Here is a 26,821-nt window from a genome sequence, read left to right on the forward strand (position 1 = left end):
CTCACCCCAGGGCGTAGACGTCCATGACCCAGCCATGGTCGGCGCGCACCCGGGCGCGGGTGGCGATGATCTCGTCGATGACCTCGGCCAGCCGGCCGGAACGGAGCTGTTGGGAGGGCAACCCGAGGTTCGCCCCCCACCAGATCCGGGAGTCCCCGGCACGGTCCACGAGTCGCTGCACCGCGAGGTGGCCGTCGAGCATCACCACGGTGGTGCCGAGTTCCGGCGACCACTCGTCGACGAGGCGACGTCCCGTCGTGATGTGGACCGGCCCGCCGACCTGGTGCAGCACGATCCCGTGGGCGGCGGCCAGGGCCTGGAAGGCCGTGATCCCCGGCACGACGTGCGGTTCGACGTCGATGAACTCCCGGATGCGTTCGACGATGCGGATGGTGGAGTCGTAGAAGGCCGGGTCCCCCCACACGAGGAACCCGACGACGCTGCCCGCGGCCAGCCCGCGCATCACCTCGGCGTAGTTGCGGGCGCGGGCCGCGTGCCAGTCGGCCACCCCCGCCTCGTACTGGGCCCGGTCCCGTTCCGCGTCGGGCCCCCGCACCGGGTCGTCGACCGCGACGAAGCGGTAACTGCCCGGCGCCAGGTGGGCCTCGCACAGGGCCCGCCTCGAGGCGACGAGATCGGCCTTGACCTCTCCCTTGTCCGCGACGAGGAACACGTCGACCTCGCGCATCGCCTCGATGGCCTCGAGGGTCAGGTGCGCCGGGCTCCCGGCCCCGATCCCGATGATGTTGACCTTCATCCCGCCACCTCCAGCAGCGCATCGACGTCCAGATGGTGCTCGCACGCGTCCGCGAGCCCTTCGATCATCGCCTCCCGGCGGGCGGCGAACCCGGGGGCGTCCTCCACCGGCCGCCAGTCGCTCCCCGTGATCGCGGCGACCTCGGTGAGGAAGGCACGCCGGAACGCGTCGGACTCGAAGGCCCCGTGCCACATGGTGCCGAAGACGGCGCCGACCCGGCGGCCCGCCAGGAACTCCTCCCCCGCCGTCGCGTGCACCCGACCGTGGTGGATGGTGTACCCCGCCACCGGTTCGCCCCGCCACGTCCCGGTGGGACGTCCGAGCACCTTCTCGGCCCCGAACCGCACCTCGCCGGGGATGAGCCCGAGTCCAAGGGCCTCCCCTTCCCCGGACTCGACGTCGTCGAGGATCCGCTCGGTGAGCATCTGGTAGCCGCCGCAGATCCCGACCACGGGTCTGCCCTCCGCCGCCCGCGCAGTGACGGCCTCGGCCAGGCCGCGCTCCCGCAGCCAGGCGAGATCGGACAGCGTCGCCCGTGATCCGGGAAGCACCACCAGATCCGCGCCGTGGACCTCGGCGGGAGAGGTGGTGACGACGACCTGCACCCCGGGTTCAGCCGCGAGGGCGTCCACATCCGTGGCGTTGGAGGTGCGGGGCAGGTGCACCACCGCTACCCGCAGCACCCCGGTCCCGGGCCGCAGCGGCCGCGACCCGATGGTGAGGGCGTCCTCCCCGTCGAGCCACACGTCGGCCAGCCACGGCAGCACCCCGAAGCTGCGCAGCCCGGTGCGCCGGCTGAGCTCGTCGAGTCCGGGCCGCAGCACCCCTTCGTCCCCGCGGAACTTGTTGATGAGGTACCCGACGAGCCTGGCCCGGTCGGCCTCGGCGACGATCCCGTGGGTGCCGAAGATGGCGGCCAACGCCCCACCGCGGTCGATGTCCGCCGCCAGCACGACGGGAAGGTCGAAACGCTCCGCGAGCCCGAAGTTGACGTAGTCCCCGGGGCGCAGGTTGATCTCGGCGGGTGAACCGGCCCCCTCACACAGCACGAGGTCGTGGTGCGCGGCGAGTTCCTCGTAGGCCGCGAAGGCCGCCTGAGCCAGATGGGCACGCCCGGTGGCGTACTCCCCCGCTGCGAGTTCTCCCGCCGGTCGTCCCCGCAGCACCACGAAGCTCCGTCGGTCGCTGCCCGGCTTGAGGAGCACCGGGTTCAGCAGGCTGGTGGGCTCCACCCCCGCGGCCAACGCCTGGAGGTACTGGGCCCGGCCGATCTCCGCGCCGTCGGAACACACCATGGAGTTGTTCGACATGTTCTGCGACTTGAACGGCGCCACCCGGATGCCCCGGCGACGCAGCGCCCTGGCGAGCCCCGTCACGACGAGGGACTTGCCCGCGTCCGACGCCGTCCCCGCGATGAGCAGTCCCGTCACCGTCGTCGTCCCCTTCCTCTCATGCCTCCCAGCGCGGCCAGTGCCGCGACCGCGACCCCCGTCGCCGCCCAGGTGACGGCGGTCACCAGCCGGGAGGCCCTTTGGACCTCGGCCGGTCCGGGGCGTGGACCGTCCCCGAGGGTGGGGCGCGTCTCCACCCGTTCACCGTAACGGTTCTCGCCCCCCAGCCGGATGCCGAGGACCCCCGCCCACGCGGCCTCGCACCAGCCCCCGTTCGGGCTGGGGTGCTGTGCCCCGTCGCGACGCATGATGTGCCACGCCCGTCGGCGATCCCCACCGACGAGCGGCGCGGTGGCGCAGGCCAGGGCCCCCGTGATGCGGGCCGGGATCCAGGCGACGGCGTCATCGGACAGGGCCGCGGCGCTCCCGAACCTGCCGTAACGCTCGTTGCGATGGCCCACCATGGCGTCGAGGGTGTTGAGGCAGCGATGGGTGAGGATCCCCGGCACCCCCGCCACCGCGCCCCAGAACAGGGTGCACACGCCGGCGTCATTGGTGTTCTCGGCCATGGACTCGACCGTGGCCCGGCCGAGTCCCTCCGCGTCGAGTCGGGAGGGATCCCGACCGCACAGATTGGGGAGCTGCTCCCTCGCCAGGCTCAGGTCCCCCGAGGCGAGTCGCTGCGCCATGGTGGCCCCCTCATCCGCGAGGCGACGGGTTCCGAGTGCCGCCCAGGTCGCGATCGCGGTCGTCGCGACCTGCGCCCAGGGGCGAGGCCGGGACAGCCCCTCGACGGCGAGCGCGGCCAGGGTGACGGGGGCGACGGCGGCGACGGTGAACCGGGCCCCGGCCCGGTGGTCGTCCGCCCAGGTCCGCCGTTCCACCGTCGTGGCCCACGACCCGAACCACGCCACGGGGTGGTGGCGTCGCGGATCGGAGAGGATCTGGTCGGCGAGGGTGCCGAGCACCAACCCGAGGGCACGATGGATGACGGTCACAGCACTCCCATCACGATGGCGGCCAGCAGCCACACGGCAACCTGGGTCAGCTCGATGAGGCTGCCGTAGCAGTCACCGTTGAGCCTGGCGAGGCGGCGCAGCAGGTGCCGCTGCCACGCGGCGGCGAGAAGCCAGGCCGCGACGACGACCGCACCGAGGGCCACGGCCCGGGACACACCGAGCCACGGCCAGGTGGCCCCGACCGTGATCCCGAGGACGAGCAGCCTCGTGACCCACAGCCCGGTCCGCCCACTCGTCCCCGCGGTGAGGGCGGAGAGCGTTCCCCGATCGGCGGCCTCGCCGAGGCCGGGGAGGGTGGCGGCGAGCGGGGTCGTGCGTCCGGCCGCGAGCCCGACCGCCACGACGACGGGCCAGATCCCGGCGGGCAGGGAGGCGAGGGCGGCCGCATCCAGGATGAGGACGATGACGAGGGCCGCGACGCCCATGGGCCCGATGTCCGAGCGTTTCATGATGGCCCGGGCCTGCTCCGCCGGCTTCCTCGAACCGAGGGCGTCGGCCACGTCCGCCACCCCGTCGAGGTGCATCGCCCCCGTGACGAGGGCCAGGAGGGCCAGCGCCACGCAGGCCCCGAGGAGCGTGGAACCGCTCGCCCACGCCGTCGCCCAGCCGAGGCCACCGAGCACCAGCCCGAGCAGCGCCCCCAACCAGGGGAAGGCCGTCAACGAGTCCGCGAAGTCGCGCTGCTGCCACTCCTCACGGCGCACCGGAACCACGGTGTACATGGCCACGGAGCTGAGCAGGGAACGGACGGGACGCATCAGGTCCCCTTGACCGTGACGGGAATGCCCGCCACGCACAACCACACGTGGTCGGCGAGCGAGGCGACCCTCATGTTGAGCCGCCCGAGCTGGTCGGCGAAGAGCCTGCCGGAACTCGTCGCGGGCACCACCGCCATGCCCACCTCGTTGCTGACGAGCAGCACCCGCCTGGTGGTCCGCTCCAACGCGTCGAGGAAGGCACCGATCCGTTCCTCGAGGCGGGCCATGGCTGCCTCGTCGCGGTCCCAGCAACCGTCGTCGAGAAGGCGGGTCAACCACACGCCGAGGCAGTCGATGAGAAGCGGCGCGGGATCGTCACGCAGCAGTTCCGTCGCGAGGTCGAGGGTCTCGACCGTCGCCCAGTGGGCGGGGCGACGGGCCCGGTGCAGGGCGATCCGCTCCACCCACTCCGGATCATCGGGACGCTGCTGGGAGGTCGCGACGTAGACGACCCGTTCCTCGTCCGCGAGCCGTCCCTCCGCGAAGGTCGACTTGCCGGATCGGGTGCCGCCCAGCACCAGCCCGACGTCCCTCACGCCTTCGACACCCCGTGCCCGCTGAAGGTGCCCATCTCGTTCATCACGAGTGCCGCGGCCCGGACCAGGGGCAGGGCGAGCGCGCCGCCGGACCCCTCCCCGAGCCGGAGACCGAGATCCACGAGTCCGCGCAGTCCGAGCGAGCCCAGGGCGACCCGGATGGCGGGCTCCACCCCCGCGTGCCCGGCGAACAGGTAATCGGTGACGGCCGGCGCGATGGCCCTCGCCACCAGCGCCGCCGCGCAGGAGACCACCCCGTCCAGAACGACGGGGACCCTTCGGGACGCGGCCACCAGGATGAAACCGACCATCGCCGCGTGCTCGAAACCACCGACGGCGGCGAGGACGGTCACCGGATCGGTGTCGGCGGTGATCCCGTTGACCTCGAGGCCACGCTCGATGACCTCGACCTTGTGGCGCAGCATCTCGTCATCGGCACCGGCTCCCCGCCCCGTCACCTCGCTGACGGGGGTCCCGGTCATGGCGGCCGTGAGGGCCGCGGCGGGGGTGGTGTTGGCGAGCCCCACCTCTCCCGGCACCACCACGTCCGCACCCTCGTCGATGGCGGTGTTCGCCGCCTCGATCCCGACGGCGATGGCGGTGAGCACCTCGTCACGGGACATGGCCGGTCCGGTCGTGAAGTCCTTCGTCCCCGCGGCGATCCGCCGGTCGACGCAGCCCTCGGCCGGGGCCAGGAGGCCCACGTCGTGGACGGTCACCCTCGCCCCGTGGGCGCGCGCGATGACGCTCACTCCCGCGAAACCGACGACGATGCCCGCAGCCATCTGGACGCTGACCTCCTGGGGCCAGGGCGTCACCTGCTGGGCGTAGACGCCGTGATCCCCCGCGAAGACGACGACGTGGGGCCGACTCGGGACGGGGGGCGGGCACTGCCCCGCCACACCGCACAGCCGGATGCCGATCTCCTCGAGACCGCCGAGCGAGCCGGGGGGCTTGGTGAGGTCGTTCTGTCGGTCCGTGCCCGCCCGGAGCCACTGGGGATCCACGGGCTGGATCCTCTCGGCGAGCTGGTCGAGCTGGGCCTGGGTGAGGGCGGGCATCGCCATGGGTCACGTCCTTCTGGTAGTGGTGGCGCATCCGGGGCGACCGGACCAGCGAGCGGCACGCCGCCCCGACACGGCGCCGGGTTCCCACCGGCTTCACCCGGATGCAGCCATGAGGCTAGCAGCCCCCGTCCAGCCCACGTCCGCAGGGCTCAGAACAGCTTCACCGGGCTGATGAGGTCGGCCAGGATGAGCACCAGGCCCGTGACGAGGAGGAACCCACCGACGACATAGGCCACGGGCAGGAGCTTCGCGGTGTCGACGGGGCCGGGATCCACCTTGCCTCGCAGCCTCGCCACCCCGCGTCGCAGGGCCTCGTAGAGGGCTCCCGCCACGTGTCCGCCGTCGAGCGGCAGCAACGGGACGAGGTTGAAGATGAACAGGAACAGGTTGACACTGGCGAGGAGGCCGGCGAAGGAGGCGATCCGGTCGCTCGTGGTCAGCCCCTCCACGGTGGCGATCTCCCCCGCCACGCGGCTGGCCCCGAGGATGGAGATGGGGCCGTTGACGTCGCGTTCCTGTCCCGTGACGAGATCCACGCCGACGTTCCACACGTTGACGGGGAAGGCTGCGAGGGCCGCCATCGAGCTGCGGGTGTAGAACCACATCTGATCCACCGTCTCCGCCGGGCCGCCCTTGATGAGCGCCCTGTCGGGGGAGAACCCCATGAATCCGGCCTCGACCGTCGCCCGGGGGTTGAGCCGGTCCGGTAGCGTCTGGATGACCGTCGCGACCTCCGGCAACTCGACGACCTTCCCGTCGCGCTCGACGACGAGGCGGGCGGGACCGGCCCCGTTGGCCCGGATGAGGTCCCCGAGCTGGGTCCAGTCGTTGATGGTCACGCCGTTGAACGACACGACCCGGTCCCCCACCTGCACCCCGGCGCGCTTGGCCGGGGTCTCCGGATCACCGGGCTGGCAGGTGGCCGGTGTCCGGTCGGCGGGGATGATGCAGTCGTTGACGACGGTGATCGTCGTCGTGGACTGCCACGTGCCGTGGAAGACGTTGATGCCGAGGAAGATGAGGAAGGCGATGAGGAGGTTCATGGTCGGCCCACCGAGCATGATGATGATGCGCTGCCACACCGGCTTCTGGTGGAACAGACGACCGTCATCCGCCGGGGTGATCTCCTCGTACTCGTAGGAGCGGGCCCGATCCGCCATCCGGGTGAGCCATCCCTTCGGCCGGTCGCTCGGCCGTTCCGGCGGGAACATCCCCAGCATCCGGACGAAGCCGCCCAGCGGGAACGCCTTGAGACCGTACTCGGTCTCCCCCTTCGTCCGGGACCACACGGTGCGGCCGAACCCGACGAAGAACTGGGTGGTCCTGACGCCGAACAGCTTCGCGGGCACGAAGTGGCCCACCTCGTGCAGGGCGATGCACGCCATGATGAGCACGAAGAACGCGATCGCGAGCAGGATCGTCAGCAACAGGGTCATGAGAGTTCCTCCACGAGTCGGGCCGCCTGCTCCCTGGCGGCGGCATCCGCCGCCAGCACCGCGGCGACCGTCAGGTCACCGTCCTCGACGTGGGCGGTGGCGAGGTGCTCCGTGAGGCAGCGTCCGATGAGGTCCGGGATGTCGAGGAATCCGATGCGGCCATCACAGAATGCGTCGACGAGGACCTCGTTGGCGGCGTTGTAGACCGCCGGGGCCGTCCCCGCCGCACGTCCGGCCCGCCTGGCCAGCTCCACGGCGGGGAAGGTCCCGGAGTCGAGCGGCTCGAAGGTCCAGGTCGCCGCCGTCGTCCAGTCGCAGGGGCGGGCGGCGTCAGCGAGGCGGTCGGGCCAGGTGAGCGCCAGGGCGATGGGGAGCCTCATGTCCGGCGGCGAGGCCTGCGCCAGGGTGGAGCCGTCGCAGAACTCCACCATCGAGTGGACCACGGACTGCGGGTGCACCGTGACGACGATGTCGTCGTAGTCGACGCCGTACAGGAGGGCCGCCTCGATGAGTTCCAGCCCCTTGTTGACCAGCGTCGAGGAGTTGATGGTGATGACACGGCCCATGTTCCAGGTCGGATGGGCCATGGCCTGCTCCGGTGTGACGTCGCGGAGCTCCTCCCGGGTCCGGCCCCGGAAGGGGCCACCCGAGGCGGTGAGGATCAGCCTCCTCACCTCGTCCGCCCGGCCGCCGCGCAGCGCCTGCGCGAAGGCGGAGTGCTCGGAATCCACGGCGACGAGCTGGCCGGGCGCTGCCGCCTCGGTGACCAGCCGCCCCCCGATGACGAGGGACTCCTTGTTGGCCAGGGCGAGGGTGGTGCCTGCGGCGAGGGCGGCGAGGGTGGGTCCCAGACCGGCCGCCCCGGTGATGGCGTTGAGGACGACGTCGCAGTCCTGGGCGGCCAGCTGGGATGCGGCCTGCGCCCCGGTCAGGAACTCCGGATGCCGGATCCCGCGCGCGGTCAACTGCTCGAGAAGGCCCGGCAGGACGTCCTCACGGGCGAGGGCGACCCGGGCGGGTGCGAAACGCTCGATCTGGTCGACGAGTGTGGCGAGGTTCCCGCCCGACGCGGCCAGGGCGGCCACCTCGAACCGGTCACGACGCGACGCGATCACATCGAGGGTCTGGGTACCGATGGAGCCGGTCGACCCGAGCAGGACAATTCTTCGCACGGCGCCCAGTCTGTCATGCCGAGGGGACAGGACGCGTGTCACCGCGTCCCGCCCCCCATTCGCATCCTCTCAGACGACACCAAAGGCCTGCATGGCGTTGGCGACCTTGATGAAGCCGGTGATGTTGGCACCCACCACGTAGTCACCGGGCATGCCGTACTCGTCGGCCGTCGTCGCACACATCTCGTGGATGTTCTGCATGATGCCGGTGAGCCGCTCCTCGGCGTACTCGAAGCTCCACGAGTCGCGACCCGCGTTCTGCTGCATCTCCAGCGCCGAGGTGGCCACGCCGCCGGCGTTGGCCGCCTTGCCCGGGGCGAAGAGCACGCCCGCCCCCTGGAAGATGTGGATGCCCTCCGGGGTCGTGGGCATGTTGGCCCCCTCCGCGACGGCCTTCACCCCGTTGCGGACGAGGGTCGCCGCCTGGTCCCCGTTGAGTTCGTTCTGGGTGGCGCAGGGCAGGGCGACGTCGACGGGCACGTCCCAGATGGTCCCGCTCTCGCCCAACCTGGCGCTGTCACGACGGGCGACGTAGTCCGCGACCCGTCCCCGCTCGACCTCCTTCACCTGCTTGAGCAGGTCGAGGTCGATACCCGCCTCGTCCACGACGTAGCCGGAGGAGTCGGAGCAGGCGATGGCGGTGCCGCCGAGCTGGTGGATCTTCTCGATGGCGTAGATCGCGACGTTGCCGGAACCGGAGACCGCGACCCGCTTGCCGTCGAAGGACTCCCCGCGGGTGCGAAGCATCTCCTCGGCGAAGACGACGGTGCCGTAGCCCGTCGCCTCACGGCGCACGAGGGAACCGCCCCAGTCCAGGCCCTTGCCGGTGAGCACGCCCGACTCGTAACGGTTCGTCAGCCGCTTGTACTGCCCGAACAGGTAGCCGATCTCCCGGCCACCGACGCCGATGTCCCCGGCGGGGACGTCCGTGTACTCGCCGAGGTGCCGGTGCAGCTCGGTCATGAAGGACTGGCAGAACCGCATGACCTCGGCGTTCGACTTGCCGCGCGGGTCGAAGTCGGACCCGCCCTTGCCGCCGCCGATGGGCATGCCGGTGAGGGAGTTCTTGAAGATCTGCTCGAAGCCGAGGAACTTGATGATCCCGAGGTAGACGCTCGGGTGGAACCGCAGCCCGCCCTTGTAGGGGCCGAGGGCCGAGTTGAACTGGACACGGAAACCGCGGTTGATCTGGACCTCACCCTGGTCATCCACCCACGGCACGCGGAAGATGACCTGACGTTCCGGCTCGCAGATCCGCTCCAGGATCTTGTCCTCGAGATAGGAGGGGTTCTTCTTGATGACGGGGACGAGGCTCTCGAAGACCTCCCGGACGGCCTGGTGGAACTCGACCTCACCGGGGTTCCGGGCGACCACTGACTCGAAGATTGATTCAAGGGTGTTTTCCATGGGCGCTCCTGGTTCGCGAGTGAACAATGACGTGCAGATGGTAATGGCGGTTCGCGGGATTCCGCGTATCCGTCCACGAAAAGCTCAGTTCGTGGACGCCTCCTTCGCGGCAAGCTGTCCACATGCTCCGTCGATCTCCGAGCCGCGGGTGTCCCGCAGCGTGACGGGCACACCCCGTCGCTCCAGGGTCGCGATGAAGGCCGCCTCGTCCTCGCGTCGGGACGCGGTCCACCTCGAGCCGGGGGTGGGGTTGAGCGGGATGAGGTTGACGTGGACCCATCCCCAGTCCCCACGCCGCTTCAGCAGGTCCGCCAGCAGGTGGGCCCGCTGGACCTGGTCGTTGATGTCACGCATGAGGGCGTACTCGATGCTGACCCTGCGACGGGTGACGCGGGCGTACTCCCAGGCGGCGTCGACGACCTCCTTCACCGGCCACCGGTTGTTGACGGGCACGATCTCGTTGCGCAGTTCGTCATCCGGGGCGTGGAGGGACACGGCGAGGGTGACGGGCAACCCCTCGGCCGTCAGGCGGGTGATCTGCGGCACGAGCCCGACGGTGGAGACGGTGATCCCCCGGGCGCTCATGCCGAACCCTGCGGGGACCGGGGCGATGAGGGTGCGGATGGCGCCGAGCACCGCCTTGTAGTTGGCGAGGGGCTCCCCCATACCCATGAAGACGATGTTGTTGAGCCGCCCCGTGGTTCCGGGAACCAGACCCGAGGTGAGCATCCGGTTCGCCGCGAAGGCCTGGATGAGGATCTCCCCCCGGGAGAGGTTCCGTTTGAGGCCGCCCTGCCCGGTGGCGCAGAAGGGACAGGCCATGCCGCAGCCGGCCTGCGAACTGATGCACAGGGTGGAGCGGCTCGGGTAGCGCATGAGCACGGACTCCAGCAGCGACCCGTCGTGCAACCGCCACAGCGTCTTCACGGTCCGTCCGCCGTCGGCGGTCTGCTGCCGCACCTGGGTGAGCAGGGCCGGGAAGAGCTGTTGCGCGAGGTCCTCCCGGATCGCGGCCGGCAGGTCCGTCCACCCGGCGACGTCGTCGCTCAGCCGGTCGAAGACGTGGCGGGAGACCTGGTCGGCGCGGAACCCAAGGAGCCCGAACGCCGTCATCGCCTCACGCCGGTCGTCGGGGTCGAGGTCGAGCCAGTGGGTGGGTGCCTTGCCGCGCGACGGCGCGTCGAAGACGAGCGGCAGGTTTCTGGTCATGTCATCCCCCGAGGCCAAGGTGCAGGACGAGCCAGCCTACAGGCGCCGCGAACAACAGTGAATCCAGCCGATCCATGAGCCCGCCGTGACCGGGGAGAAAGTTGGACATGTCCTTGATGCCGACGTCCCGTTTCACCAGGGACTCGACGAGGTCCCCGAGGGTCGCCGCCGGGGCGATCGTGACCCCGAGCACCAGGCCCAACCACCACGGGGCTCCGAGCAGGAACACCGCGCAGAGCGTGCCCATGATCCCGGCCACGACCACGGATCCGGCGAACCCCTCCCAGGTCTTCGACGGGGAGATCCTGGGTGCCATCCGGTGCCGCCCGATGAGGGAGCCCACGGCGTAGGCCCCGGTGTCGGAGGCGGAGATGCACACCACGACCGAGACGATCCGGAGTCCCCCGTCGTCGGGGGTCATGAGCAGCGGGATGAAGATCCCCATCAGCGGGATCCACGCGATGATGAGGGCACTGGCGGCGATGTCCCGGATGAAGCCCTCCGGTTCCTGGAACAACAGCCTGGCGACGAGGCACGCCACGACGGTCCCGGCCACGCAGATCATCGCGAAGGTCGTGGGGGCCAGCCCGAGGTGGAACTCCGACATGGCGTAGCCACCCAGGATGCTGATCGCGGTCCCGGCGACGATGGTCCGCGGCTGGGCGTGCATCCCCTTGCGCTGCAGGGCGTGGTGCACCTCGATCACCCCGAGGCTCAACGCGAATGCGGAGAGGGCGACGAAGAACCACGGCACCCACAGCACGCCCACCGCGATCGCGGCCATCAGGGCGACACCGACGCCGATGGCGACCGGCAGGTTCCTGCCAGTCCTCGGCGCCGGTGTCGTCGTCGCGGGATCCTGCGATGGCATCAGATCTCGCTGAGTTCGGCTTCCTTGTGCTTGAGCAGCTCGTCGACGGCCTCCACGTACTTCTTGGTGGTGGCGTCCATGGCCTTCTCGGCGCGACTCAGCTCGTCCTCGCTGATCTCGTGGTCCTTCTCCAGCTTCTTCAGCTGATCCATGGCATGGCGGCGGACGTTGCGGACCGCGACGCGGGCCTCCTCGGCCTTGGCCCTGGCCATCTTGATGTACTCCTTGCGCCGCTCCTCGGTGAGCTGGGGCATGACACAACGGATGGCGGTGCCGTCGTTGCTGGGGTTCACCCCGAGATCCGCGTCACGGATGGCCTTCTCGATGGCGCCCATGGCGCTGCGGTCGAACGGGGTGATGAGCATCGTCCGGGGGTCGGGCGCGGTGAAGGTTGCCAACTGCTGCAGCGGGGTCGGGGCACCGTAGTAGTCGGCGTTGAGCTTGTTGAACATCGCGGGGTGAGCGCGACCGGTGCGGATGGTGGCCAGGTCCTCCCGTGCATGGTCCACGGTGAACTGCATCTTGGACTGGGCTTCCTTCTCGACATCAGCGATCATGCCGGTCTCCTTTGTGTGGGATGGGATGGGGTCAGCGGGACACGAGGGTCCCGATGGGATCCCCTTGGACGACACGGCCGATGTTGCCGCGTTCGGACAGGTTGAAGAAGACGAGGTTGAGGGAGTTGTCGCGGGCCAGGGCGAGGGCCGTGGCGTCGGCGACCTTGAGGTCCTTGGCGAGGAACTCGTCGTGGGTCAGGTGGTCGAACCGCTTCGCCTGCGCATTGGTCCGGGGATCGGAGTCGTACACCCCGTCGACCCCCTGCTTGCCCATGAGCAGCACCTCGGCGCCGATCTCGAGGGCACGCTGGGCGGCGACGGTGTCGGTGGAGAAGTAGGGCATGCCGGAGCCCGCCCCGAAGATGACGAGCCGCCCCTTCTCGAGGTGCCGCTCGGCACGCCGGGGGATGTAGGGCTCCGCCACCTGGGCCATGTGGATGGCGGACTGGACCCGGGTGTCGATGCCCTCCTTCTCGAGGAAGTCCTGGAGCGCGATGGCGTTCATGACGGTCCCGAGCATGCCCATGTAGTCCGCCCGGTCGCGGGCCATGCCGTTCTGGCTCAGCTCCGCGCCCCGGAAGTAGTTGCCGCCGCCGACGACGACCGCGACCTGGGTCCCCTGCGAGACGACGGCTGCGACCTCCTTGGCGATCCCGGAGACGACGACGGGGTCGACCCCGAGCTTGCCTCCGCCGAACACCTCGCCGGAGAGCTTGAGGAGCACCCTCTGGTACGGCTTGTTCATCCTGTCCCCTTGTCCTGTGGTTGGGCCTGGTGTCACCATATCGCCTTGGCGGAATACGAAACGAGCGTGCCCCGCGGGGCACGCTCGTTGTCAGACATCAGGCGCTGACGGCCAGTCGGGCGAATCGCTTGACCTCCATGCCGGCCTCCTTGAGGACGTCACCGACGGTCTTCTTGTCCTCCCAGACGGCGGGCTGGTCGATCAGGACGGTGTCCTTGAAGTAGCCACCGAGGCGCCCCTCGACGATGCGCGGCAGTGCAGCCTCCGGCTTGCCCTCCTCACGTGCGGTGGCCTCCGCGATCCGACGCTCGTTCTCGACGGTCTCGGCGGGGACCTCGTCGCGGGTGACGTGGCTCGGGCTCATGGCCGCGATGTGCATGGCGACCTGGTGGGCGAGGGTGTCGTCACCGCCGGTGTACTCCACCAGCACACCGACCTGCGGGGGCAGGTCGGAGGCGCGACGGTGCAGGTACAGGTGGGTGGTGCCGTCGTAGTTGGCCACACCGACCAGGGAGAGGTTCTCCCCGATCTTGCCGGCCAGGCCCTGCACGGCCTCGAGGACCGTGGCCTCGCCCAGCGAGGCGGCGTTGGCGGCCTCGACGTCACCTGCGCCGCTGGCGGCGACGGCCTCGACGATCCGGTCGGCCAGGCCGACGAACTCGGCGTTCTTGGCAACGAAGTCGGTCTCCGCGGCGAACTGGATGAGCACGCCGTCGCGACCGGCCACGATGCCGTTGGTGGCCTCCTTGTCGGTGCGCTTGGCGGCCTTGGCGAGGCCCTGGATGCGCAGCAGCTCAACGGCCTTGTCGAAATCGCCCTCGGCCTCGGTGAGCGCCTTCTTGGCGTCCATCATCCCGGCGCCGGTGGCGTCGCGGAGCTTCTTGACGTCGGCAGCAGTGATTGCCATCTTGAACTTCCCGTCTGGTGTCGTGGGCGGATTACTTGGACTCGGGGGTGGCCGGGGCGGCCTCGGCCTCGGGGGTGGCCTCCGCAGCGGGGGCCTCCTCGGCGGCGGCGTCGCCCTGGGCCAGGAGCTCGCGCTCCCAGTCGGGCATGGGCTCGGCCTCGACCTCATCGCCGCCACGCCCCGAGGAACGCTCGATGAGCCCCTCGGCGACGGCGTCGGCGATGATGCGGGTCAGCAGGGCGACGGAACGGATCGCGTCGTCGTTGCCGGGGACGGCGTAGTCGACCTCGTCGGGGTCGCAGTTGGTGTCGAGGATGCCGACCACGGGGATCCGCAGCTTGCGGGCCTCGTCGACGGCGAGGTGTTCCTTCTTGGTGTCGACGACCCACACGGCCTGCGGGGTGCGGATCATGTCGCGGATGCCGCCGAGCGTCTTGTCGAGCTTGGTCTTCTCACGCTCGAGCTGCAGCAGTTCCTTCTTGGTCAGACCGGTGGTCGCCGAGTCGGTGAGATCCATGCCCTCGAGCTCCTTGAGGCGCTGGATCCGCTTGGTGACGGTGTGGAAGTTGGTGAGCATGCCACCCAGCCAGCGCTGGTTGACGTAGGGCATGCCGACGCGGGTGGCCTGCTCGGCGATGGCCTCCTGGGCCTGCTTCTTGGTGCCGACGAACAGGATCTGACCGCCACGGGCGACGGTGGACTTCACGAAGTGGAAGGCCTTGTCGATGTAGCTCAGGGAGAGCTGGAGGTCGATGATGTAGATGCCGTTGCGCTCGGTGAAGATGAAGCGCTTCATCTTCGGGTTCCAACGACGGGTCTGGTGTCCGAAGTGAACGCCGGACTCGAGCAGCTGACGGGTGGTCACGACGGCCATGGCCGTTCCTTTCACGGTGGGCAGCCTGGCCGCCCACCCGATGACGGGGTGGACCGAGGGCCCACGCAGGTGGTTGTTCCCAGGACCCCGGCGGGGCCCTGCCTGATGCGCCCGGCACCGGCACCCGGATGGTTGGTCCGGGACCACGCCGCTGCCGACGGTCCTCCCGTTGAAGCGCATGCGATGTCAATCGGGCATGCCGATTGCAGGCCAATCCTATGCGCCGACCCGGGCGGGCGTCCAACCAGTTCTCCACAGATCCAGACGTGGATGACCGTTGGGGTGCGTGGCTGCCCAGAGTGAGGGTATGAGGAAACTGTTGGCGATCGTCACGGCCTGGTTGTTGCTGGTGGCCGCGCCGTGGGCCGTGGCCGAGGAGGGGCTCACCCTGTCACCGCCCGTGGACGGCGAGGTGATGAGGTCCTTCGACGGCGGCACCTCCCCGTACTCGGCCGGGCACCGTGGTGTCGACCTGCGGGCGGAGGTGGGGCAGCCGATCCGGGCCGCCGCGCCGGGGGTGATCCACTTCTCCGGATCGGTGGCGGGACGCCCGTCGGTGTCGGTGGACCACGGCAACGGTCTGCGCACCACCTACACCCCCGTCGAGGGCTCGCTGGAGGTGGGGACCATCGTCTCCGAGGGACAGGAGATCGGCCGGCTGGCGGCACAACCCCACTGCGCCCCCGAGTTCTGCCTGCACTGGGGGCTGACCGACGGCACGATCTACCACGATCCGCTCCGCCACCTCGCCACCCCCGAGGTGAGGCTGGTCCCGAACGGCTCCCGGCCGAGTCCCCCACCGTGGCTGCCCCCGGCATCGGTTCCCCTGCCCAGCGCGGGACGTCCGGTTCCCGGACCGATCACCAGCCCCTACGGCATGCGGGTGCACCCGGTGACGGGGGTGTACAAGCTCCATGACGGGGTGGACTTCGGCTCCCCCTGCGGCACACCGATCCGACTGCCGTGGGCCGGGCGCGTCGTCTCGGCGGGCCACGACGGCGGCTACGGCTTCCGGGTGATCGTGGAGCACGGGTCGCTGAGGACCGGGTATGCGCACCTGCCCGGGATCGACGTCCGGGTCGGCGACGACCTCGAGGCCGGGGCCGTCGTGGGGGTCGTCGGGAACTCCGGTTACTCCACCGGCTGCCATCTCCACTGGATGGCGTGGCGGGACGGGCAACTCATCGACCCCGCCACCCTGCTGTCATGACCCCGCGCGGGGGTGGGCCTGTTCGAACGCGGCACGGAGCCGCTCGTTCGACACGTGCGTGTAGTTCTGCGTCGTCGCGACCGAGGCGTGGCCGAGCAGCTCCTGGACGCTCCTGAGATCCGCCCCTCCGGCGAGGAGATGGGTGGCCATCGCGTGGCGCAGCGCGTGGGGGCTCACCGAGTGTCCTCCCGCTGTCGTGGCGTCACGCACGATGCGCCGCGCGACCCTCGGGTCGAGGGCGCCTCCGCGGGCACCGAGGAAGACCAACGGTGGGCTGGCGGGGGTCGCCACGTGGTGGCGGGCCGCCAGCCACCCCTCGAGGGCCCTTCTCGCCGGGATCCCCATGGGCACGGTGCGTTCCTTGTCGCCCTTGCCGATGACTCGCACCGTGGAGCGCTCGAGATCGACGTCGCCCAGGCGCAGGTCGCACGCCTCCGCCACCCTGAGCCCGCTGGCGTAGAGCAGCTCCACGAGGGCGAGGTCACGCAGGGCCTGCGGCTCCCCCGTCGCCGCCCCCTCAGCCAGGGAGGCGATCGACTCCTCCACGGCGCGACGCGTGGGAACTTCCGGGAGGGTGCGGGCCCGCCTCGGGGTGCGGAGCCGTGCCGCAGGATTGCCCGAAACGTGTCCCTCGTGGTGTGCCCAGGCGAAGAAGCCCTTCAGGCAGGAGACCCGCCGCTGCAGCGTCGCCGTGGCCGCCCCCTGCTCCAGCAGCGACGCCAACCAGTCACGCAGCTGCGTCAGGGTGACCCGCCCCGGCGGATCCGGCAGGAAGGCAGCCAGTCCCCGCAGGTCGGCGTCGTAGGCCCTGGCCGTCGCCGGGGAGAGGGAACGTTCCGCCCGCAGGTGCAGGCCGTACTCGGCGATGAGTGCTTCCCACGCGGCGTCCATGCCCACCAGTGTCCCACCGGTGCATACTTGGGGGCGCACGACGATCCGGGAAGGCTGGAGTTCCATGTCCGAAGACCTCACCACGGGCGGGAAGGTCCGCCCCATCACCCGCTGGGGAACGCCGGTGATGCACGCCAGGACCGCTGAGGTGACGGAGTTCGGGGAGGAGTTGCACGAACTCGTCCGCGACATGTTCGCCACCATGCGTGCCGCCGAAGGGGTGGGTCTGGCAGCCACTCAGGTCGGGGTCGGTCTCGCCGTGTTCATCTACGAGTGCCCGGACGGCGACAACCGGATCCAGCGCGGGGTGGTGTGCAACCCCACCATCGAACTGCCGAAGGGCAAGGACCGCAACCTCGACCCGGCCGAGGAGGGCTGCCTGTCCTGGCCCGGCGGCTATTCGAGCGTGCCCCGCCCGGACAAGGCGATCTGTCGCGGGCAGGATGCCTTCGGCAACGACGTCGAACTCGTGGGGACCGGGCTCCTCGCCCGCTGTTTCCAGCATGAGACGGATCATCTCAACGGCACGGTGTTCGGGGATCGGATCTCCGGTCGGGCCCGGCGCAAGCTCGACGAGCAGGTGGCTGATCTGGCGTGGCGCTACCCCGACGACTGGCCGGTCTCCCCGAAGGCGAAGTCCGCTCCCCTGCCCTCGCAGGAGTGACCCCTCCCACGAGGATCCTTTCCGATTTCCCCAACGGTGCGGCGGGAAGCATGATGGGCTTGTCGCAGTACCCACGTCGAAGGTGAACGATGACCACTTGGCGCACTCTGACCGGTTCCGCACTGGCCCTGACCCTGGTCTGCCTCCCCGGGACCCTGCTCCCCGCCACCGCCGCCCCCGCCACGGATGTCATGATCAGCGTCTACGTCGAGGGATCCAGCAACAACAAGGCCGTTGAGCTGCACAACCCGACGGCCGCACCGATCCAGCTGGGCGGCTACGAACTGGCCCTGTTCAGCAACGGGGCGGACACGTCCCGCAGCCGGCTCGACCTCGCCCCGTTCACGATCCCGGCGGGAGGCCACCTCCTCGTGGCCCATCCCAAGGCCTCGCCCGAGTTGACGGGCATGGCTGCTGTCACGAACAACGTCGTCTCCTTCAACGGCGACGACGCCCTCACCCTGAGTCGCGACGGCCGGGTCATCGACTCGCTCGGTCAGGTCGGTCACGACCCCGGCTCCGCATGGCAGAGCGGCGGCATCTCGACGAAGGACATGACGCTGACCAAGCGGGGCTGCACGGTCGACACCGACCCCGGTGACACCTACGACCCTGCCGTCGACTTCAGCGCGACGGCCATCGACGACCTCGCCACCCTGGGGACGTTCACGTGCACGGCCGACCCACAGCCCCAGCCCCCGGCTCCCCCGGCCGGACCGGACGTGATCCGCATCGGCGCCGTCCAGGGGCCCGGTGACCAGTCCCCGCTCGTGGGCACCAAGGTCGTCGTGGAGGGGATCGTCGTCGGCGACTTCCAGGGCGAGGGCCAGTTCAACGGCGTCCACATCCAGGACCAGGGGGACGGCGACGACGCCACGAGCGACGGCATCTTCGTCCATGGCCGCGGCATCGGTGACGTCGCGGTCGGGGATGTCATCCGCGTCGAGGGCACCGTCTCCGAGTTCAAGGGGCAGACCCAGATCACCCCCGGTACGGTGACTCCGATCACCACCTCCTCCCTCACGATGCCCACCCCCAGGGAGCTCGCCCTCCCGCTGGCCGACGCCGAACGGTATGAGGGGATGCTCGTGACCTTCCCGGCCGCCCTCACCATCGTGGAGTACTTCAACTACGACCGATTCGGCGAGATCGTCTACGCACCGGAGCGGCAGTGGACCCCGACCGGCATCGCCGCCCCGGGCGACGAGGCGCGCGCCGTGGCCGAGCGGAACAAGGCCGCCCGCCTCGTCGTCGACGACGGTCGAGGGGTCCAGAACCCCTCGCCGGCCATCCACCCCGACGGCACGCCGCTCACCGCGGACCACCACTTCCGTGGTGGCGACCAGGTGGCGGGTCTGACCGGGGTCATGACCTTCATGAACAACACCTACAAGTTGCAGCCGACGAAGGGCGCCACCCACACCGTGGTGAACCCGCGGCCCGCCGTCCCGGCCAAGCAGGGCGATCTGCGGCTGGCCTCCTTCAACGTGCTGAACTACTTCACCACCCTCACCTCCGACAACGCCAAGGCGCGCGGTGCGGACACGCCCGAGGAGTTCCAGCGGCAGAAGGCGAAGATCGTGGCCGCCATGACCGAGATCGACGCCGACGTGTTCGGGCTCATGGAGATCGAGAACAACGGCACCGCCGTGGACGACCTCGTGGCCGCCCTCAACGAGAAGGCCGGCGCCGGCACCTTCGCCGCCGTCAACACCGGCATCGTCGGCGGGGATGCCATCTTCCAGGCCTTCGTGTACAAGCCGGCCACCGTGGCACCGGTCGGGGCGTTCGCGACCCTCGACTTCGCCGACGGGAAGAACCGGCACTCCCTCACCCAGACCTTCCGGCACCTGGGCTCCGGCGAGTTGGTGACCGTGAGCGTCAACCACCTCAAGTCCAAGGGCTCCGCCTGCGACGGCGACCCGGACCAGGGCGATGGTCAGGGCAACTGCAACCGGACGAGGACCAGGGCCGCGACTCAGCTCGCCGAGTGGCTGCGCGGGGATCCCACCGGCCAGGGCGCGGCGCGCACGGTCATCATCGGTGACCTCAACTCCTACGACCGCGAGGACCCGATCCAGGCCCTCGTCGCCGCCGGGTTCCAGGACATGGAGAAGAGGTTCAGCGGCGAGAACGCCTACTCGTACGTGTTCGATGGAATGGCCGGGTACCTCGACCACGCCCTGGCGAACGAGGCCGCCGCCGCGTCGATCGTCGACACCCGGTCGTGGCACATCAACGCCGACGAGTCGGACATCTTCGACTACGACATGAGCTTCAAGAAGCCCGCCGAGGCGGCCCTGTTCACCCCCACCCCGTTCCGCTCCTCCGACCATGATCCGATCATCGTGAGTCTGCAACTGGGCGCCCCCATCGCGCCGACGCCGCCCGCCTCGCCGAGCCCGGCCCCTCAGCCCAGCGTGCCGACCCCGTCGTCGCCCGCCCCGACGGCATCGCCGTCGGCCGCCACCCCCACCACGGCACCGACGACCATCCCGACGGCTGCGCCCAGCGGCCAGCCGACGGGTGCAGGAACCACCCCGACGGCGCGCCCCACCCACCCGCACACCAGGCCGGGGCTGCCGCGCACGGGAGGCTCAGCGTAGGGAATGGGCGAAGATGGCGGCGGCAGCGGCCACGTTGAGGGAGTCCACGCCCGCCGCCATCTGGATGGTGAGGGTCACGTCCGCATGGGCGAGCCATTCGCGGCTCAGACCGTGCCCCTCCGAACCGAGCATCAGTGCCAGCCGCTCCGGGGCCCGGTAGTCGGTCAGCTCCACGGCATCCGGCGCGAGAGCGGTCGCGGCGAGGGTGAAGCCATGGTCCCGCAGCTGCTGCAGCTCGCTGGCGGGATCGGTCATGCGACGCCATCCGATCTGGAAGCAGGTCCCCATGCTGGCCTTGATGGCCCGGCGGTACAGGGGGTCGGCGCCGTCGGGGGAGATGAGGACCGCATCCCACCCGAGGGCGGCGGCGACGCGGATGATGGATCCGGTGTTGGCGTGGTCAACGAGGCCCTCGCAGATCAGGACGCGGCGCGCATCGAGCACCTGGGGCCACGGCGTCTCGTCGGGACGTTCGAAGGCGGCGAGGGCCCCGCGATGGACGTGGAATCCGCTGACGGTCTCGATGAGCGACTCGCTCGCGACGAGGCAGGGAACCTCCGGCGTGGCGGCCAGGATGTCGTCGAGCCCGGGTAGCCAGCGCGGGGCCAGGAGGAAGGAGCGGGGTCGACACCCCGCCTCGAAGGCCCGGCGGATGATCTTCTCCCCCTCGGCGATGAAGATGCCCCGCTCCCCCTCGAGACGGCGACGCAGCTGCGAATCCCGGAGCGCCACGTAGTCCCGCAGTTCCGGGACCTCGGTGGCGGAGATGTCGATGCGCATGGCAGGCACCCTAGCGGCCGTGATCCTGCTTGTCGCTACCCTCATCGCGTGCTGCGCGCCGTCGTCTCCATCCTGCTGGGTCTGGTCTCCGTCCTGTCCCTCGGTCATGTGGCCGCTGCGACACTCCCGGGACTCCGTGACGAGCAGGTGGTGATGCAGCAGTTGGCCTGGCTGCGGCAGGTGGTGCCGTCGAGTGCTGGCGGGATGCAGTCGTTGTTCCCTGAGGGGGAGTTCTTCACCTGGGCGCTGACGGGGCTGACCGCCGGGGCACTGGCCCGCCAGGGGATCTCGCGGGAGGAGAACCTCGCCGTGCTGGAACAGGCGATCGAGGCCACGGGACGCGCCGAGGTGACCCGACGTTTCGGGAGGCACCCGGAGCCGCTCCCCCACGGGGCCTTCCTGCACGGCTGGCGGCTGCTGCTCCTGGTCGACCGGGCTGCCCTCACCGGGATGGCCGAACACCGGGAGGAGGTGACGGCGCAGGCGGAGGCCATCGTCGCGGCGTTGGAGGCCGACCCGTTCCCAACGTCCTACCCCGGCCAGGCCTGGCCCTGCGACATCGTGGTGGCCCTGGCCGCGGCACACCGCGCCCATGACCTGGCCCCCATCGCCGGGCTGCCGGAGGTCACCCGGCGTTGGTTCGAGGCCTCCCGGAGCCAACGGGACCCGGACACGGGCCTGCTGGTCCACCGGGTCGGCGAAACTCGGGCCCGCGGCACCTCCCAGGTCATCATCCAGACCTTCCTCCCGGACATCGATCCGGAGGTGGCGCTGACGGAGTGGCGGGTCTTCAAGGAGCACTTCGTGACCTCGCGGCTCGGGCTGGTGGGCGTGCTCGAGTACCCGGAGGGCCACGACGGGGACGGCGACGTCGACTCCGGGCCCCTCATCATGGGTGTGTCGGCGAGTGCCTCGGCGGTGGCGCTCGCCGCCGCCCGACGCCACGGCGACCTCCGCCTGGCGACAGCCCTCGACCGGGAGGCCGATCTCCTCGGGATGCCGCTGCCGCTTCCCGGGGGCCGCGGCCACGCATTCGGGTTGTTGCCCGTCGGGGACGCATTCCTCGCCTGGGCGCGGAGCACGGAGCTGGGTCCCGAACTGGGCGACGACGCCCCGGAACCGTGGTGGTGGCTCTTCTGGGTGTTGGCCCTGGTCCCGGCGACCATCGCGACGGGCCTGCAGATTTCACGTCGACGCCCCCGGGCCGAGAGGATGGGGTCATGAGGACACGGGTGTTGGAGATCGACGGCCTCCAGGTGGTGGCGCGCGTACACGGATCCGGAGAACGCAGCTTCGTGCTCGTGCACGGGCTCGGCATGTCGTCGTACTACTTCCGTCCCCTCGCGGAGCGACTGGCCCGGTACGGCACCGCTGTCTCACTGAATCTGCCGGGCTTCGGCCCGACCCGGGACCCCGACCGGAGGTTGCGCATCGCCCAATTCGCGCGGGTGGCGCTCCGGGCGACGGAGCGGCTCGGGATCGGCCCGGCGGTGTGGGTCGGCCACTCGATGGGAACCCAGATCGTCACGGACGTGGCCCGCCAGGACCCGTCGGCCGTGGAGCGGCTGGTGCTGCTGGCCCCTGTCATCAACGAGGAGGAGAGCGGTCTGGGGCCCGTGGTCCTGCGCTTCACCCAGGCCGCGCTCCACGAGACACCGCCGTCGGTGTTCGCCTCGGCCCGCGCCTTCCTCCGGGCGGGCCCGCGCTACGTCGCGGAGATGGTCCCGGCCCTGCTCAACTACCCGCTCAGCGCGCGACTCGCGGAGGTCACCCGCCCGGTCACCCTGGTCGTGGGGGAACTGGACGCCCTCACCCCGCCGGCGTGGGTGGAGCGGCTGCTGGCCGCCAATCCCGGCGCCACCAGCCACACCATCTTCGGCGCCTCGCACCAGATGATGCACACGCACGCCGATGAGACGACGGCGGTGATCGCAGGAGAGGCCACGCCGGCGTGGCGGCCGCGCTGGCGGGGTGTCGTCTCGGAGCTGGCGCACGGGCTGCGGCCGGGCCATCGGGTCCGCGCCGGTTCGGGCACGGGACGCGTGGTGCTGCTCCTGCCAGGGATGCTGGAGCGTTCCGGCTACCTGTGGCGGCTCGCGAACCACCTGAGCGCCCGCGGCCACCGGGTCCTGACCGTCCCGGACCTCGGCTGGAATCTCCGCTCCCTCGAACGCGCCGCCGATGCCGCCTTCCGCGCCCTGGGGGACGAGCGGGACGCCGTCATCGTCGCCCACTCCAAGGGCGGGCTCATCGGCAAACGGATGCTCATCGACGAGCCGGGGCGTCTGGCGGGCATGGTGGCGATCGCGACCCCGTTCAACGGCTCCGACCTCGCTGCGGGTTTCGCCCGCTCCCCGCTGCTGCGACGCACCCCGCTGGCGTTGTTCGACCCGGCGGGTGCGAAGCTGAAGGCCCTGACCGCGGCGACCGCCGTCGACCACCGCATCGTCTCCCTGGTGCCGACACGTGACCCGATCATCCCGAACGGGTCGCGTCTCGACGGGGCGACCAACGTCGACCTGCCCCAGGTGGGGCACTTCTCCCCCGTCAACGATCCAGCGGTCTGGGATCTGGTGACCCACCACATCGACCTCATGCCGCAGGCGAGGGGGCTGGACGAGTAGTCTCGGCGGGGTGTGGAAGCCCAAGGACCCGTTCCTGCTGCTCATCCTGCTGTCGGCCGTCATCGGTTTCGCCCTGCCCGTGACGGGGCAGGGAGCCGTCGTACTGGCGTGGGTGACGAAGGTCGCGATCTTCCTGCTGTTCCTCGGCTACGGGGCCAGGCTCTCAGCCGCCGAGGCGTGGGCGGGGCTGAGGCACTGGCGGCTCCACGGCACGATCCTCGCCTGCACCTACGTGCTGTTCCCGCTGATCGGTGTCGTGCTGCTGCACCTGCCCTGGTACGGGCCGGGGGTGGCGTTGGGGCTGGCCTTCCTGACCCTCGTCCCGTCGACGGTGCAGTCCTCGATCACCTTCACCTCCATCGCGGGCGGCAACGTGGCGGGGGCGATCGTATCCGCCACGGCGTCGAACCTGCTGGGGGTCGTGCTGACCCCGCTGCTGGTCATGGCGTTGCTGGCCTCCGGCTCCGCCCCGATCGGCTGGGGCGCCTTCGTGGCGGTGATGATCCAGTTGCTGCTCCCCTTCCTGCTGGGTCAGGCCTCCCGGCCGTGGACCGCCGAGTTCATGGCCAGGCACCGGGCCCGCCTGAAGTGGCTGGACCAGGGCGTCATCTGTCTCGTCGTGCTCGGCGCCTTCTCCGACTTCCGCGTCACGGGGGTGAGCGTCGGGGTGGGCGAGTTCGTCGTCATGGTGGCGATCTGCCTCGCCCTCCTGGGGCTGATGCTGCTGGTCACCCGGCAGCTGGCGCGGACGCTGGGGTTCTCCCGCGACGACGAGATCGCGATCGTCTTCTGCGGCACCAAGAAGTCCCTGGCCACGGGGGTGCCCATGGCCACGGTCCTGTTCGCCGGTCAGGCGGTCGGTCTCATCGTCTTCCCCCTCATGGTGTTCCACATGTTGCAGCTCATGGCCTGTTCCGTCCTCGCGCAGCGATACGCCCGGCGAAGCGGGCGATGATGAGCCCGTCCCATCCCTTGACGCCGACGGTCTGGAGCGCCGTCGCGGTCAACTCGCCCCGTGCGGCGATCGCCTCCACCACGGCGCGCACCCCCTGAACCGAGCGGTCCATCGACCGCTCGTCGGTGACGCCACCGTTGCGCACCACGTTGTCGATGACGATGACGGTGCCGGGGCGGGCCAGCCGGAGGGCCGCCTCGAGATAGGTGGGATTGTTGGGCTTGTCCGCGTCGATGAAGACGAGGTCGAAGGGCGCAGTGCCCTCCTCGATGAGGATTCGGGCCGACTCGACCGCCGGTCCCTCGAGCACGGTGACCCGGTCCGCGACCCCGGCCCGCTCGAAGTTGCGTCGGGCCACAGCCGCATTCGTCGCCTCGAGCTCCAGCGTGACCACCTGTCCCTCAGGCCCCACGGCGCGCGCCATCCAGATGGTTGAGTACCCCGCCAGGGTGCCGAACTCGAGGATCCGTCTCGCCCCGACGATCTCGGCGAGCAGCGCCAGGAAGGCCCCCTGGTTGGGGGCCACCTCGGCGTGGGGCATGGTGGTGTGCACACCGGACTCCCTGGCGGCGACCAAGGGGGCGTCCTCATGGACCAACGCCTCGGCGAAGTAGTCGTCGACGGCACACCAGGCCCATGAAGCCGGGTACCGGTGGGCCGGGGTCACGTCGAGGTGCGGATCGGTCTCGTTCATGAGTTCATCCTGCCACCCGGGCGCCGGGGAGGTCAGCCCTCGAACTCAGAGGGCACGCGGATGGGCGAATCCACTGCGGTCGCCCCGGTGTCCCCGACTGCGAACCTCCTCGACTGCCACGATCCAGTGCGCTCCTCGTCGTCCGCCTCGCCAGAAGGCCACCGTGACGATCCTCGTCACGATCCCCCTATCCGCGCACCCTCTTATCCGCCCATCCTGACGCTCCCATGAACCACCGGAACGAAACCCAGGACGGTTCAAGATCACTCGTCGGCGCTGGGCTGGGTCATGTCCGCCGGGACGACCCACCTGCCGTACTCCTCCTCGGTGACGAAGCCGAGCTCCAGGGCGGATTCCTTGAGCGAGATGCCCTTGTGGTGGGCGTTCTTTGCGATCTTGGAGGCCTTGTCGTAGCCGATGTGACGGTTGAGGGCCGTGACCTGCATGAGGTTGGTCGCGAGGTTCGCCTCGATCCGCTCCAGGTTCGGCTCGATACCTTGGGCGCAGTGCTCGTCGAAGGAGATGCAGGCGTCACCGATGAGGCGGATCGACTCGAGCACGCACCACGCCATGACCGGCTTGAAGACGTTGAGCTGGAAGTTGCCCTGCGATCCCGCGAAACCGACGGTGGCGTCGTTGCCGAAGACCTTGGTGGCGACCATGGTCATGGCCTCGCACTGGGTCGGGTTGACCTTGCCCGGCATGATCGAGCTGCCCGGCTCGTTCTCCGGGATGAGCAGCTCACCGATGCCGTTGCGGGGGCCGGAGGCGTACCAGCGCACGTCGTTGGCGATCTTCATGAGCGCGTCAGCCAGCACGCGCAGCGCCCCGGAGACGAGGACGAGCGCGTCATGGGCGCCGAGCGCGGCGAAGAGGTTGGCGGCCTGGCTGAACGCGATGCCGGTCTCGGCGGAGATCTTCTCGGCGGTCAACGCCCCGAACCTCGGGTGGGCGTTGAGCCCCGTCCCGACGGCGGTTCCGCCGATGGCGAGCTCCCTGGCACGGGAGTCGGCGTACTCGATGCCCTCCAGGGCGAAGTCGAGCTGGGCGACCCATCCGGAGAACACCTGGCTCAGCCGGATCGGGGTGGCGTCCTGGAGGTGGGTGCGCCCCACCATGATGACGTCGTGGAACTGGGCGGCCTTCGCGTCGAGGGTGTCGCGCAGCTGCCTGACCCTGGGATACATGGCGGCGAGTTCCTGGACCACCGCGATGTGCATCGCGGTCGGGAAGGTGTCGTTGGAGGACTGGCCGCGGTTGACGTGGTCGTTGGGGTGCACGGGGCTCTTCGAGCCCAGCTGCCCACCGGCGATCTCGATGGCGCGGTTCGAGACCACCTCGTTGACGTTCATGTTCGACTGGGTGCCGGACCCGGTCTGGAAGACCACCAGCGGGAAGTGGGAATCCAGGTCGCCGGAGATCACCTCGTCGGCCGCCTGCGCGATGAGATCAGCGATGTCCCGGGGCAGTTCCCCGAGTTCCGCGTTGGCCAGGGCCGCCGACTTCTTCAGGATCCCGAGCGCCCGCACCATGGGGCGCCCCCACACGAAGGTGTCCCGACCGATGTCGAAATTGTGCAGGGAACGTTCCGTCTGGGCTCCCCAGTAACGGTCGGTGGCGACCTCGACGGTGCCCATGGAATCGGTCTCGTTGCGGGTGGTGGTCACAGGTGCTCCTTCGCTGTCGGACAC

The 26,821-nt window shown here is 70.1% G+C and carries 25 protein-coding genes; 6 read left to right on the forward strand and 19 right to left on the reverse strand.

Going from position 1 to position 26,821, the window contains the following annotated elements:
* Position 1: 1 nt before the first annotated feature.
* The 15 genes from cobF to rpsB all read right to left on the reverse strand — a co-directional run bounded on the left by cobF (position 2) and on the right by rpsB (position 14,706).
* Positions 2-757 carry a precorrin-6A synthase (deacetylating) gene (gene cobF / locus EII35_RS00815; protein ID WP_125226560.1) on the reverse strand — a complete coding sequence of 252 codons (756 nt, stop codon included), beginning with the start codon at positions 755-757 and terminating at the stop codon, positions 2-4.
* Positions 754-2,187: a cobyric acid synthase gene (locus EII35_RS00820; RefSeq protein ID WP_125226561.1), complete on the reverse strand. Its 1,434-nt coding sequence runs from the start codon at positions 2,185-2,187 to the stop codon at positions 754-756. Before EII35_RS00820 ends, cobF begins: the two co-directional genes overlap by 4 nt.
* Positions 2,184-3,146: a cobalamin biosynthesis protein gene (locus EII35_RS00825; protein ID WP_125226562.1), complete on the reverse strand. Its 963-nt coding sequence runs from the start codon at positions 3,144-3,146 to the stop codon at positions 2,184-2,186. Before EII35_RS00825 ends, EII35_RS00820 begins: the two co-directional genes overlap by 4 nt.
* Positions 3,143-3,925 (reverse strand): adenosylcobinamide-GDP ribazoletransferase, encoded by a 783-nt coding sequence (locus EII35_RS00830; RefSeq protein WP_125226563.1) that lies wholly within the window; start codon positions 3,923-3,925, stop codon positions 3,143-3,145. The genes EII35_RS00825 and EII35_RS00830 overlap by 4 nt, the downstream gene beginning before the upstream one ends.
* Positions 3,925-4,461 carry a bifunctional adenosylcobinamide kinase/adenosylcobinamide-phosphate guanylyltransferase gene (gene cobU, locus EII35_RS00835; protein ID WP_125226564.1) on the reverse strand — a complete coding sequence of 179 codons (537 nt, stop codon included), beginning with the start codon at positions 4,459-4,461 and terminating at the stop codon, positions 3,925-3,927. Before cobU ends, EII35_RS00830 begins: the two co-directional genes overlap by 1 nt.
* A complete protein-coding gene (cobT, locus tag EII35_RS00840; protein ID WP_125226565.1) occupies positions 4,458-5,528 on the reverse strand; it encodes a nicotinate-nucleotide--dimethylbenzimidazole phosphoribosyltransferase in 1,071 nt (356 codons plus the stop codon). Before cobT ends, cobU begins: the two co-directional genes overlap by 4 nt.
* A gap of 149 nt (positions 5,529-5,677) precedes the next feature.
* Positions 5,678-6,964, reverse strand: a complete 1,287-nt coding sequence (locus EII35_RS00845) for a M50 family metallopeptidase (RefSeq protein ID WP_125226566.1) — start codon at positions 6,962-6,964, stop codon at positions 5,678-5,680.
* Positions 6,961-8,136 (reverse strand): 1-deoxy-D-xylulose-5-phosphate reductoisomerase, encoded by a 1,176-nt coding sequence (gene dxr / locus EII35_RS00850; RefSeq protein WP_125226567.1) that lies wholly within the window; start codon positions 8,134-8,136, stop codon positions 6,961-6,963. Before dxr ends, EII35_RS00845 begins: the two co-directional genes overlap by 4 nt.
* Before the next feature lie 69 nt (positions 8,137-8,205).
* On the reverse strand, positions 8,206-9,543 hold the full coding sequence (gene gdhA / locus EII35_RS00855) for an NADP-specific glutamate dehydrogenase (protein WP_125226568.1): 1,338 nt from the start codon (positions 9,541-9,543) through the stop codon (positions 8,206-8,208).
* 84 nt (positions 9,544-9,627) lie between these two features.
* The gene (gene rlmN / locus EII35_RS00860) at positions 9,628-10,752 is read right to left on the reverse strand and encodes a dual-specificity RNA methyltransferase RlmN (RefSeq protein WP_125226569.1); all 1,125 of its coding nucleotides are present in this window, start codon (positions 10,750-10,752) and stop codon (positions 9,628-9,630) included.
* Position 10,753: 1 nt separating this feature from the next.
* The gene (locus tag EII35_RS00865) at positions 10,754-11,623 is read right to left on the reverse strand and encodes a phosphatidate cytidylyltransferase (RefSeq protein ID WP_125226570.1); all 870 of its coding nucleotides are present in this window, start codon (positions 11,621-11,623) and stop codon (positions 10,754-10,756) included.
* The gene (frr, locus tag EII35_RS00870; protein ID WP_125226649.1) at positions 11,623-12,177 is read right to left on the reverse strand and encodes a ribosome recycling factor; all 555 of its coding nucleotides are present in this window, start codon (positions 12,175-12,177) and stop codon (positions 11,623-11,625) included. Before frr ends, EII35_RS00865 begins: the two co-directional genes overlap by 1 nt.
* A gap of 34 nt (positions 12,178-12,211) precedes the next feature.
* Positions 12,212-12,925 (reverse strand): UMP kinase, encoded by a 714-nt coding sequence (gene pyrH, locus EII35_RS00875; RefSeq protein WP_125226571.1) that lies wholly within the window; start codon positions 12,923-12,925, stop codon positions 12,212-12,214.
* 97 nt (positions 12,926-13,022) lie between these two features.
* The gene (tsf, locus tag EII35_RS00880) at positions 13,023-13,832 is read right to left on the reverse strand and encodes a translation elongation factor Ts (protein WP_125226572.1); all 810 of its coding nucleotides are present in this window, start codon (positions 13,830-13,832) and stop codon (positions 13,023-13,025) included.
* Between the two features lie 31 nt (positions 13,833-13,863).
* Positions 13,864-14,706, reverse strand: a complete 843-nt coding sequence (gene rpsB / locus EII35_RS00885; RefSeq protein WP_125226573.1) for a 30S ribosomal protein S2 — start codon at positions 14,704-14,706, stop codon at positions 13,864-13,866.
* 307 nt (positions 14,707-15,013) lie between these two features.
* Between rpsB and EII35_RS00890 the strand changes: the two genes are divergently transcribed.
* Positions 15,014-15,916, forward strand: coding sequence for a M23 family metallopeptidase (locus EII35_RS00890; RefSeq protein ID WP_125226574.1), 903 nt, complete (start codon positions 15,014-15,016; stop codon positions 15,914-15,916).
* Here EII35_RS00890 and EII35_RS00895 read toward each other — a convergent pair.
* The gene (locus tag EII35_RS00895; protein WP_221739638.1) at positions 15,911-16,873 is read right to left on the reverse strand and encodes a tyrosine recombinase XerC; all 963 of its coding nucleotides are present in this window, start codon (positions 16,871-16,873) and stop codon (positions 15,911-15,913) included. The genes EII35_RS00890 and EII35_RS00895 overlap by 6 nt on opposite strands.
* Between EII35_RS00895 and def the strand changes: the two genes are divergently transcribed.
* A complete protein-coding gene (gene def, locus EII35_RS00900; RefSeq protein WP_125226575.1) occupies positions 16,872-17,471 on the forward strand; it encodes a peptide deformylase in 600 nt (199 codons plus the stop codon). The genes EII35_RS00895 and def overlap by 2 nt on opposite strands.
* Before the next feature lie 89 nt (positions 17,472-17,560).
* Positions 17,561-20,077, forward strand: a complete 2,517-nt coding sequence (locus EII35_RS00905) for an ExeM/NucH family extracellular endonuclease (RefSeq protein WP_125226576.1) — start codon at positions 17,561-17,563, stop codon at positions 20,075-20,077.
* On the opposite strand, the gene EII35_RS00910 is transcribed toward EII35_RS00905, so the two are convergent.
* Entirely contained in the window at positions 20,069-20,857 is a 789-nt protein-coding gene (locus EII35_RS00910) for a TrmH family RNA methyltransferase (protein WP_125226577.1), read from the reverse strand. The two genes, EII35_RS00905 and EII35_RS00910, sit on opposite strands and share 9 nt — an antisense overlap.
* A 48-nt stretch (positions 20,858-20,905) precedes the next feature.
* Here EII35_RS00910 and EII35_RS00915 point away from each other — a divergent pair, with 48 nt between their 5' ends.
* The 3 genes from EII35_RS00915 to EII35_RS00925 are packed head-to-tail and all read left to right on the forward strand — an operon-like array spanning position 20,906 to position 24,436.
* A complete protein-coding gene (locus EII35_RS00915; protein ID WP_125226578.1) occupies positions 20,906-22,081 on the forward strand; it encodes a hypothetical protein in 1,176 nt (391 codons plus the stop codon).
* Positions 22,078-23,481 carry an alpha/beta hydrolase gene (locus tag EII35_RS00920; RefSeq protein WP_125226579.1) on the forward strand — a complete coding sequence of 468 codons (1,404 nt, stop codon included), beginning with the start codon at positions 22,078-22,080 and terminating at the stop codon, positions 23,479-23,481. The genes EII35_RS00915 and EII35_RS00920 overlap by 4 nt, the downstream gene beginning before the upstream one ends.
* Positions 23,482-23,491: 10 nt before the next feature.
* Positions 23,492-24,436, forward strand: a complete 945-nt coding sequence (locus EII35_RS00925; RefSeq protein WP_125226580.1) for a bile acid:sodium symporter family protein — start codon at positions 23,492-23,494, stop codon at positions 24,434-24,436.
* On the opposite strand, the gene EII35_RS00930 is transcribed toward EII35_RS00925, so the two are convergent.
* Together EII35_RS00930 and fumC are read right to left on the reverse strand one after the other, a co-directional pair.
* A complete protein-coding gene (locus EII35_RS00930; RefSeq protein WP_125226581.1) occupies positions 24,384-25,130 on the reverse strand; it encodes an O-methyltransferase in 747 nt (248 codons plus the stop codon). The genes EII35_RS00925 and EII35_RS00930 overlap by 53 nt on opposite strands.
* Before the next feature lie 263 nt (positions 25,131-25,393).
* Positions 25,394-26,797: a class II fumarate hydratase gene (fumC, locus tag EII35_RS00935; RefSeq protein ID WP_221739639.1), complete on the reverse strand. Its 1,404-nt coding sequence runs from the start codon at positions 26,795-26,797 to the stop codon at positions 25,394-25,396.
* Between the last annotated feature and the right edge of the window lie 24 nt (positions 26,798-26,821).

The sequence above is a fragment of the Arachnia propionica genome (assembly GCF_003932785.1).
GTDB classification, from domain to species: Bacteria; Actinomycetota; Actinomycetes; order Propionibacteriales; family Propionibacteriaceae; genus Arachnia; species Arachnia propionica_B.

Bases quoted from the DNA above. Each gene is read 5' to 3' on its own strand.
- cobF (WP_125226560.1), bottom strand. From the start codon at position 757: ATGAAGGTCAACATCATCGGGATCGGGGCCGGGAGCCCGGCGCACCTG.
- EII35_RS00830 (WP_125226563.1), bottom strand. From the start codon at position 3,925: ATGCGTCCCGTCCGTTCCCTGCTCAGCTCCGTGGCCATGTACACCGTG.
- cobT (WP_125226565.1), bottom strand. From the start codon at position 5,528: ATGGCGATGCCCGCCCTCACCCAGGCCCAGCTCGACCAGCTCGCCGAG.
- EII35_RS00845 (WP_125226566.1), bottom strand. From the start codon at position 6,964: ATGACCCTGTTGCTGACGATCCTGCTCGCGATCGCGTTCTTCGTGCTC.
- gdhA (WP_125226568.1), bottom strand. From the start codon at position 9,543: ATGGAAAACACCCTTGAATCAATCTTCGAGTCAGTGGTCGCCCGGAAC.
- rlmN (WP_125226569.1), bottom strand. From the start codon at position 10,752: ATGACCAGAAACCTGCCGCTCGTCTTCGACGCGCCGTCGCGCGGCAAG.
- EII35_RS00865 (WP_125226570.1), bottom strand. From the start codon at position 11,623: ATGCCATCGCAGGATCCCGCGACGACGACACCGGCGCCGAGGACTGGC.
- pyrH (WP_125226571.1), bottom strand. From the start codon at position 12,925: ATGAACAAGCCGTACCAGAGGGTGCTCCTCAAGCTCTCCGGCGAGGTG.
- tsf (WP_125226572.1), bottom strand. From the start codon at position 13,832: ATGGCAATCACTGCTGCCGACGTCAAGAAGCTCCGCGACGCCACCGGC.
- rpsB (WP_125226573.1), bottom strand. From the start codon at position 14,706: ATGGCCGTCGTGACCACCCGTCAGCTGCTCGAGTCCGGCGTTCACTTC.
- EII35_RS00890 (WP_125226574.1), top strand. From the start codon at position 15,014: ATGAGGAAACTGTTGGCGATCGTCACGGCCTGGTTGTTGCTGGTGGCC.
- def (WP_125226575.1), top strand. From the start codon at position 16,872: ATGTCCGAAGACCTCACCACGGGCGGGAAGGTCCGCCCCATCACCCGC.
- EII35_RS00895 (WP_221739638.1), bottom strand. From the start codon at position 16,873: ATGGAACTCCAGCCTTCCCGGATCGTCGTGCGCCCCCAAGTATGCACC.
- EII35_RS00905 (WP_125226576.1), top strand. From the start codon at position 17,561: ATGACCACTTGGCGCACTCTGACCGGTTCCGCACTGGCCCTGACCCTG.
- EII35_RS00910 (WP_125226577.1), bottom strand. From the start codon at position 20,857: ATGCGCATCGACATCTCCGCCACCGAGGTCCCGGAACTGCGGGACTAC.
- EII35_RS00920 (WP_125226579.1), top strand. From the start codon at position 22,078: ATGAGGACACGGGTGTTGGAGATCGACGGCCTCCAGGTGGTGGCGCGC.
- EII35_RS00930 (WP_125226581.1), bottom strand. From the start codon at position 25,130: ATGAACGAGACCGATCCGCACCTCGACGTGACCCCGGCCCACCGGTAC.